This is a genomic window from Clavibacter sp. (genome assembly GCF_014802555.1).
Taxonomy (GTDB): domain Bacteria; phylum Actinomycetota; class Actinomycetes; order Actinomycetales; family Microbacteriaceae; genus Clavibacter; species Clavibacter sepedonicus.
Genome location: NZ_JAAVCB010000148.1, coordinates 1 through 7360, shown reverse-complemented (window position 1 = coordinate 7360; position 7360 = coordinate 1). Strand labels below are relative to the sequence as shown.

Genomic DNA, 7360 nt, shown 5'->3' with positions numbered 1-7360 from the left:
GCATTACCGTGGGACATCGAGGCCTCCTGGCGATGGTTGAACTGAACAGCTCCATCAAGCCAGGAGGCCTCTTCACACGCCCCGAAGTGTCACCAACGTCACGGCCGAGTACAGCTAGAGCCCGGCGGCGGCAGCGCGACGGGCGTGGTCGAGCTCGGCCAGGATCCGCGTCCGCAGCCCGTTCGACCGCTCGGCGAACCCGCGCTGCTCGGCCGCGTAGCGCGCCTTGCCCGCCGGCTCCTCGATCCGCACGGCCTCGAGCCCGAGGCCGGACACGTCGTACGGGCTCGCGCGCATGTCGAGCGAGCGGATGTCGCGGGCGAGCTCGAACGCGTCGAGCAGCAGCTCGCCGGGCACGAGCGGTCCGAGCTTGGTGGCCCACTTGTAGACGTCCATGCCGGCGTGCAGGCAGCCGGGCTGCTCGAGGTCGGGCTGCGTCTCGCGCGTGGGCGCGAGCGCGTTCCGCTGCACGGCCTCGGGCGTGAAGAAGCGGAACGCGTCGATGTGGGTGCAGGCCAGCTTGTGCGTCTCCACGACCTCGTCGGTGGCGGCGGATCCGAGGCGCAGCGGCAGCCGCTCGTGCCGCTGCTCGCCGGGCCCGACCTTGTAGACCATCGCCCACTCGTGCAGGCCGAAGCAGGAGAAGCGGCCGGGGCGCGCGGCGGTGCGGGAGAGGATCCGCTCGATGAAGGACGCGGTGGATCCGCGCGCGGCGAGGTACGCGAACGCATCGACCCGCACGCCGCCAGGCGCGCTCCCCGCGGCGGCCGCCTCGGCGACGTACCAGCGCCACGCCGCGCGCTCGTCGTCGGCGGCGGCGCCCGCGAGCACGACTCCCGCGCCCGGGTGCCAGCGCCTCAGGAGCGACGGCTTGTGCGGGTAGTAGGTGAAGAGGAAGTCGTCGACCTCGTGGGTGCGGCCCGCGAGGCGGCGGGCGCGGAACCCGGCGGAGAAGGCGTCGGCCCGCTCGGCGTGGCGGGCGGCGCGCTCGTGCCAGACGACCGGATCCAGGACCACGGGCAGGTCGCGAGGCACCCGGTCGGTCGCGGGGACCGCCGCCGCGGAGGGCGCGGGGTCGGCGGCGATGGTCATCCGTCGAGGCTACCCGCGGGACGGGCTCGGGATCGGCCCCGGATCCGCCCACGGGCGCGGGCTTCCGGACCCGCCGGGGTCCCCGCCCCGGATAGCATGGGCGGCATGGATGACGACTCCCTTCTCACGCCTCCCGGCGTCGCCGGCTACTCGATCACCGAGATCGTCGAGAGCGAGTCGGGCGGCGAGCCCCTCTTCGTCTCCGCGATCCACCTCGACGGCGAGCACGTCGCCAACTGGATCTCCACCGACCTCGACGAGGACGACGGCATCGTCGCCGACCTCGACCACGCGTTCGGCGGCCCGGCCACCGACCGCATGTTCCGCCAGGCCGCGGCGATCTTCCCGGACGCCGTGCTCTCCGAGATCCTCCCCGAGCTCGTCAGCTTCCTCTGGGTCGTGGCCGACGTCGCAGGCGTCGCCGACGACCAGGACCTCGACTTCGAGGCCGCCATCCGCGTCGTCGCCGCCGAGGGCGACCTCGACGCCCAGGACCGCGACCTGCTCGGCCGCCTCGAGAGCCTGAAGCGCATCGACTGACCCGTCCGCACGGACACCCGGAGCCCCGCACGCGATCGCGCGTGCGGGGCTCCGGCGCGTGCGGGGTGGGGTGGCGGACGTGCGGGTGATGCGGGCGCGCGGCGGCGTCAGCCCGCGGCGGGCCCGAGCAGCGTCAGCCGCTCGCGGAGGAGCGCCCGCACGGCGTAGGGATCCGCGACGCTCAGCCGGCCCTCCTCGGAGACGCCGTCGCGCAGCACGAGCGGCAGGACGGATCGCCGGACGACGAGCGCGCCCCGGTTGCGGCCGCGCTCCACGCGCTCGACCGGCTGCGCGAGCGCGTCGTCGGGGACGACGACCACCGCGGCCGCGAAGCGCACGCCGGCCGACGCCGCGAGCGAGCAAGCCGCCCCGACCAGCCAGGTGACGGGCGCGTCGCCGGGCGCGAACGCGCCATCGGGATCCGGCGCGACGGGCTGCAGCTCCCCGCGCACCAGCTGGACCTCCGTGCCCCAGTCCTCGGAGCTGAGCGCGAACAGGCCGGCGGGCGCGAGCACGACGTGGTCGATCTTCCCCTGGCCGGCCAGCGGCCGGACGTCGTGGAAGATCGTCGCGCCCATGCCGAGCGAGGCGGCCGCCCGCGCGGTGGCCTCCTCGGCCAGGGCCTTCGCGAGCAGCCAGCGGACGTCGCGCGGGGCGCGGCGCACGAGCTCGGGCGACCAGGGATCCACGCCGAGGTCGGCTCCCGGCGCGATCCCCTGCCAGGCCGCCACGCGGTCGAGGTAGTGGGCTCGGGCGAGCGCGCCCGCGACGCCGTGGAGGGCGGCGCCGAGGCGGGTGCCGGATCCGGGTGCGGGCGCGTACCCGGCGGCGTCGGGCCCCAACGGGTCGTCATCGTCGGACGCCGTCGCGCGGCCCTGGCCCCGGTCGTACGCTGCGCGGTCGTCCGGATCCCCGACGAGCTCCCACGCGCGCTGCACCGCGTGGAAGAGGTGCGCCTCGCCGCCCGTGTCCGGGTGGGTGGCGCGGACGAGCCGGCGGTAGGCGGCGCGGAGGGTCGCGGTGTCGGCCGCGGGATCCACGCCGAGCACCTCGTAGGGGGTGCGGTCGGCGGGGCTCCCCGCGCGGCTCACTCGGCCGCGGAGGCGGGCGAGGCGGGCGCGGCGGGCCCGGCAGGCTCTGCGGGCGCGCCGGCGGGCGAGGCGCCGGCCGCGTCGGCGACCTCCGCCTCCCACGGCGCCGGGATGCCGTAGTAGCGCTCGAGGAAGTCCTGCACGCGCTCCTGCCGCTCCTCGGCCGGGACCTCGGGGAAGGATCCGTCGTTGAGGCAGAAGAAGTCCTGCGAGCGGCGCTTCAGCAGACCGGGGAGCATGTCGAGCCCGGCACGCGACGTCGTGTCGACGTACGCGACCTTGGCGTTCTCCTGCTGCACCGCACGCGCGGTCATCTGCGCGTAGTAGTGGTACAGCGAGTTCGTGACCGAGATGTCGGTGCTGGAGCGGAAGCGGCTGAGCTGCGTGCGGTGGAAGTCCTCCGCGAACTCCTGCTCGAGCTCGAGCAGCACGCTCTTCCGCAACGGCGTGGCCGCGTGCTCGAGGTGGCGCGTGATGAGGCGGCCGAAGCGCTCCATGAGCAGGCGGCGGTTCACGCGCGCCGAGTTCTCGAAGCCGCTGCGGTCGGAGTCGTTGTCGCCGAGGCCGATGCGCGTGGCCGCCTCGATGAACTTGGTGATCCCGCCGGGCGAGAAGAACATGCCGGGCTGCACCGGACGGCCGAAGAACATGTCGTCGTTGGAGTAGAGGAAGTGCTCGCTGAGCCCGGGGATGTGCTGCAGCTGCGACTCGACGGCCTGCGAGTTGTGCGTGGGCAGGGCGGCGGGATCCGTGAAGAACTCCTCGCTGCGCACGAAGGTGACGGCCGGGTGGTCGGCCAGCCACGACGGCTTCGGGGAGTCGGTGACGATGAAGATGCGGCGCACCCACGGCGCGAACAGGTAGACGGAGCGGAGCGCGTACTTGAGCTCGTCGATCTGGCGGAAGCGGGCCTCGGAGTCGTCGCCCTCGCCGACCACGACGTCCTTCATGCGCTCGGCGCGGCGCTTCTGGAACTCGGGGTCGTTGCCGTCGACCCAGGAGAAGACCATGTCGATGTCGAAGGTGATGTCGGACGCCTGCGCGTCGAACATGCCGCGGAGCGTCTTCCACTCGTGGCCGTACATCTCGACCGTGGTCGGCACGACCTCGTTCGCCGGGAGGATCTCGCGGGTCAGCGAGTTCTCGACCGGCCAGACGATGGTCTCGCCCTCGAAGCGGAAGAACTGCAGCTCGACCGCGGTCGACGCGCCGTAGGCCAGGAGGCCCTCGGGCTCGATGCGCGGGCGGTAGAGGCGGAAGATCCCGGCGTCGGGGTTGTCGGTGAGGCGGCCGTCGGCGACGAGCAGCGGCGGGCGGCGGCGGCCGTCGACGGTCTTCGCGTAGAGCGGCTCGTCGGCGTTCGCGGCGACGAGGGCGCGGACGACGGTGTCGCGGTTCTGCACGTCGATGGCGATGACCGGGCGCTCGTCGTTGCCGCGGATCAGCCAGACGTCGATGCCGGTCGCGAGCAGCGCGTCGCGGATGAAGAGCAGGTCGGTCACGAGCGCCTGGTGCGGCGTGAGCGTGCGGTTGACGAGGGTGGCGAGGCCCTTGCGGATGACGACGTCGGGGCGGTGGTGCGTGGTGGGCCACGTGGCGGGGGCGGGGGCGACGGCGTCGTCCTGGCGGGAGAACTCCTCCTCGCTGGTGGCGGGATCGACCGTCGGCTCGAGCGCTACGTTGAACTGCCGTGCGCTGCCCGCCATGGATCATCCCCTTGGTTCTTCTCGTGTGCCGATGCGTGCGCCCTGCCCGACGGGTGGCGACGGATCATTCTACCGAGCCGGTGCCTGCGCCCCGGTCGGGGGCGGCCGGCGGATGGGCCGGTCGGCGGATGGGGCCCGGTCAGCGGATCAGGGCTGGTCGACCGCGCTCAGCGCCGTGCGCACCCGGCCCGCCGCGTCGCGCCCGAGCGACGCGTGCAGGAGGAGCACGAGGGCCGCCCCGGAGAGCAGGCCGTCGAGGAGCCCGGCCGGCAGGAGGAACACCATCAGCACGAGCGTCACGACGCACATGACGCCCGCGAGCGCGAGGCCCCAGAGCCGGTCGCGCCAGAGGCCGACGGCCGCGGTGATGCGGAGGGCCGCGAAGATCCCGCTCATGGCCATCATTGGATAGAGCTCGTCCTGGAGGTACGGCAGGGCCAAGACCTCGGCGTGGTCCGTGATGGCGGCCTGCGGGATCCCGAGCACGACGAGCCCCACGGCGACCAGGCCCTCCATGAGCACGCCCTGGACGAGGAGCAGGACGGCGGCGGCCCGGAGCTCGCGGTGCGCGCGGCGGCGCTGCGGCGTCATCGCCCGGCACCGGTGGCGGCGGCGGGCAGGGCGTCGACCTCCCAGACGACGGGGGCCGCGAGGAACGGGTGCGTGGCGGGATCCGGCGTCTCGAGGACGGTGCGCGGGACGTCGTGCCAGCGCAGCTCGGCGAGCTCCTGGCCTTCGGGCACGGCGTAGACGACGCACTCCAGGTGCTCCTCGGCGGCGTAGCCGTCGTCCGGGCGGAGGACGGGCATCGCGTACGGGCACTCCGCGGACGCGCTGACGCCGCCGACCTGCCGCTGGATGATGTCGACCTCGGTGCCGTCGGCGAGGAAGGGGCGGAGGACCGGACCGTTGGCGGGGCCGCGCTCGCCCTCGAGCCAGCGGGTCTGGACGAACGCGAAGAACGGGACCCGGTCGGCGAAGCGCGCGCCGTCCTCGAAGCCGGACCAGTAGTCCGGCTGCCCCTCGGCGACGCCCAGCACGGAGGTGGCGACCACCGGCCCGTCGACCCCGTCCGCGTCCGCGCTCGCCAGGGCGACGACCTCGCCCGCGGCGACGCGCTGGTCCGGGACCGCCGTGGGCGCCTCGGGCGGCAGGGCGACGGCGTCGAACGGCGGGGCGGGCGGGCCCTCGGGGGCGGCCGCGCAGCCGGCGAGGAGTAGGGACGCGGCGAGCGCGGATCCGGTCGCGGCGAGCGCGACGCCGCCGCGGGAGGGACGACGGGATCGACGGCGAGAACGGAGTGCGCGGGCGGTGGTGCGGATTCTCATGGTCTCCCCGGGGCTCCCCCCGAGCGTAGCAGCGCGCCCCGGCGGCGGCAACTCGGGGGCGCGCGGGCGGGGGCGGCGTGCGGCGGATGCGAGGATCGCTGTCACACGCCCACGCACGATCGCGCTCCCCCGGGGATCCGCGGCCGGCGACCGGGATGCCCGGGAGGAGACCCATGGACCAGCCGACCGTCCGCTCCGTCGTGCCCGCCCGGACGCGGGACGACCTCGCGGCGCTCGGGCCGACCGTGGCGGCGCTCGCGGGCGGATCCGGCATCTTCGCCGAGCCGCACCCGCACCTGATCGGGCTCGTCGACCTCCACGCGCTCGGCTGGGAGCCGCTCGTCGTCACGGACGACGGGCTCGAGATCGCGGCGACCTGCACCATCGCGGAGGTCGCCGGGATCGCGCCCCAGGACGGCTGGGCGGCGCACCCGCTCTTCCTCCAGGCCTGCACGGCGCTGTACGGGTCGACGAAGATCTGGCGGGTCGCGACCGTGGGCGGCAACATCTGCTCGGCGCTGCCCGCCGGCCCGATGACGGCGCTCGCCTCCGCGCTCGACGCCGACGCGCTGATCTGGCGAGCCGCGACGCCCGACGCCCCCGCCCGCGACGAGCGGATGCCCGTGGCCGAGCTCGTCACCGGCGACCGGACCACCGCGCTGAAGCCCGGCGACGTGCTGCGGTCGATCCACGTGCCGGCGGCGTCGCTGCGCGCCCGGACGGCGTTCCGCAAGATCGCGCTGTCGCCCATCGGGCGGTCGGGGTCCGTGGTGATCGGCCGGCTCGACGAGGGCGGCGCGTTCACGCTGACCGTGACCGGCGCCACGCTCCGGCCCGAGCTGCTGCGCTACCCGGCGCTCCCGGACGCCGCGGCGCTCGCCGACGACGTGCGGGCGATCGGATCCTGGTTCACCGACGCGCACGGCGCCGCCGACTGGCGGCGGGCGGTGAGCGCGCTGCTGGCGGAGGAGATCCGCGCGGAACTGGCGGGCGATGCCGCGGGCGCGGGCGACGGTCCGGCATCCGGCGAGCGCGGCACCCCGCCCGGCGCCGCGACCACGACGACGGCAGGAGCACGCCCGTGAGCATGACCGTGGACGGCCGCGAGATCCCGGGCGAGCCGGCGCCCGGCCAGAGCCTGCGCACCTGGCTGCGCGAGCACGAGGTGTTCAGCGTGAAGAAGGGCTGCGACTCGGGCGACTGCGGGGCGTGCGCGGTGCTCCTCGACGGCGAGGCCGTGCACTCGTGCATCCTGCCCGCGTTCCGGGCCGCGGGCCGCGAGGTCACGACGGCGGCGGGGCTGGGGACGCCCGGCGACCTGCATCCCGTGCAGGCGCGGTTCGTGGAGGCGGCCGGGTTCCAGTGCGGGTTCTGCACGCCGGGCATGGTCGTCACGGCCGCGTCGCTCGGCGACGACGAGCTCGACGACCTGCCGCGCCTGATGAAGAGCAGCCTCTGCCGGTGCACGGGGTACCGGGCGATCGACGAGGCGATCCGCGGCGAGCACGGCGGCGCGGATCACGCGCACGGCGACGGCTGCGGCGGCGCGCGGCCGGAGGGGCTCGGGCCGGTGCGGGCGACGGGATCCGCGGCCGCCGCCGGG

At 75.1% G+C, this 7360-nt stretch carries 8 protein-coding genes; 3 read left to right on the top strand and 5 right to left on the bottom strand.

Annotated features, from left to right (window positions below; translation table 11 throughout):
* Positions 1-114 precede the first annotated feature (114 nt).
* Positions 115-1092, bottom strand: a complete 978-nt coding sequence (locus tag HDR73_RS16000) for a hypothetical protein (RefSeq protein WP_012298708.1) — start codon at positions 1090-1092, stop codon at positions 115-117.
* A 105-nt stretch (positions 1093-1197) separates the two neighbouring features.
* Here HDR73_RS16000 and HDR73_RS15995 point away from each other — a divergent pair, with 105 nt between their 5' ends.
* On the top strand, positions 1198-1632 hold the full coding sequence (locus HDR73_RS15995; RefSeq protein WP_041464920.1) for a hypothetical protein: 435 nt from the start codon (positions 1198-1200) through the stop codon (positions 1630-1632).
* A gap of 107 nt (positions 1633-1739) precedes the next feature.
* Here the strand turns inward: HDR73_RS15995 and HDR73_RS15990 are convergent, their stop codons facing one another.
* The 4 genes from HDR73_RS15990 to HDR73_RS15975 all read right to left on the bottom strand — a co-directional run bounded on the left by HDR73_RS15990 (position 1740) and on the right by HDR73_RS15975 (position 5757).
* On the bottom strand, positions 1740-2723 hold the full coding sequence (locus HDR73_RS15990; RefSeq protein ID WP_012298706.1) for a J domain-containing protein: 984 nt from the start codon (positions 2721-2723) through the stop codon (positions 1740-1742).
* Positions 2720-4429: a stealth family protein gene (locus tag HDR73_RS15985; RefSeq protein ID WP_012298705.1), complete on the bottom strand. Its 1710-nt coding sequence runs from the start codon at positions 4427-4429 to the stop codon at positions 2720-2722. Before HDR73_RS15985 ends, HDR73_RS15990 begins: the two co-directional genes overlap by 4 nt.
* 147 nt (positions 4430-4576) lie before the next feature.
* Complete coding sequence (locus tag HDR73_RS15980; protein WP_012298704.1) at positions 4577-5020, bottom strand: hypothetical protein; 444 nt, start codon at positions 5018-5020, stop codon at positions 4577-4579.
* A complete protein-coding gene (locus tag HDR73_RS15975) occupies positions 5017-5757 on the bottom strand; it encodes a hypothetical protein (protein WP_012298703.1) in 741 nt (246 codons plus the stop codon). The genes HDR73_RS15980 and HDR73_RS15975 overlap by 4 nt, the downstream gene beginning before the upstream one ends.
* A 173-nt stretch (positions 5758-5930) precedes the next feature.
* Here HDR73_RS15975 and HDR73_RS15970 point away from each other — a divergent pair, with 173 nt between their 5' ends.
* Together HDR73_RS15970 and HDR73_RS15965 are read left to right on the top strand one after the other, a co-directional pair.
* Complete coding sequence (locus HDR73_RS15970) at positions 5931-6842, top strand: FAD binding domain-containing protein (protein ID WP_041464482.1); 912 nt, start codon at positions 5931-5933, stop codon at positions 6840-6842.
* A 2-nt stretch (positions 6843-6844) separates the two neighbouring features.
* On the top strand, positions 6845-7360 hold a 516-nt coding region (locus tag HDR73_RS15965), incomplete at its 3' end, for a (2Fe-2S)-binding protein (RefSeq protein ID WP_502709182.1).

Bases quoted from the DNA above. Each gene is read 5' to 3' on its own strand.
- HDR73_RS16000 (WP_012298708.1), bottom strand. From the start codon at position 1,092: ATGACCATCGCCGCCGACCCCGCGCCCTCCGCGGCGGCGGTCCCCGCG.
- HDR73_RS15995 (WP_041464920.1), top strand. From the start codon at position 1,198: ATGGATGACGACTCCCTTCTCACGCCTCCCGGCGTCGCCGGCTACTCG.
- HDR73_RS15985 (WP_012298705.1), bottom strand. From the start codon at position 4,429: ATGGCGGGCAGCGCACGGCAGTTCAACGTAGCGCTCGAGCCGACGGTC.
- HDR73_RS15980 (WP_012298704.1), bottom strand. From the start codon at position 5,020: ATGACGCCGCAGCGCCGCCGCGCGCACCGCGAGCTCCGGGCCGCCGCC.
- HDR73_RS15975 (WP_012298703.1), bottom strand. From the start codon at position 5,757: ATGAGAATCCGCACCACCGCCCGCGCACTCCGTTCTCGCCGTCGATCC.
- HDR73_RS15970 (WP_041464482.1), top strand. From the start codon at position 5,931: ATGGACCAGCCGACCGTCCGCTCCGTCGTGCCCGCCCGGACGCGGGAC.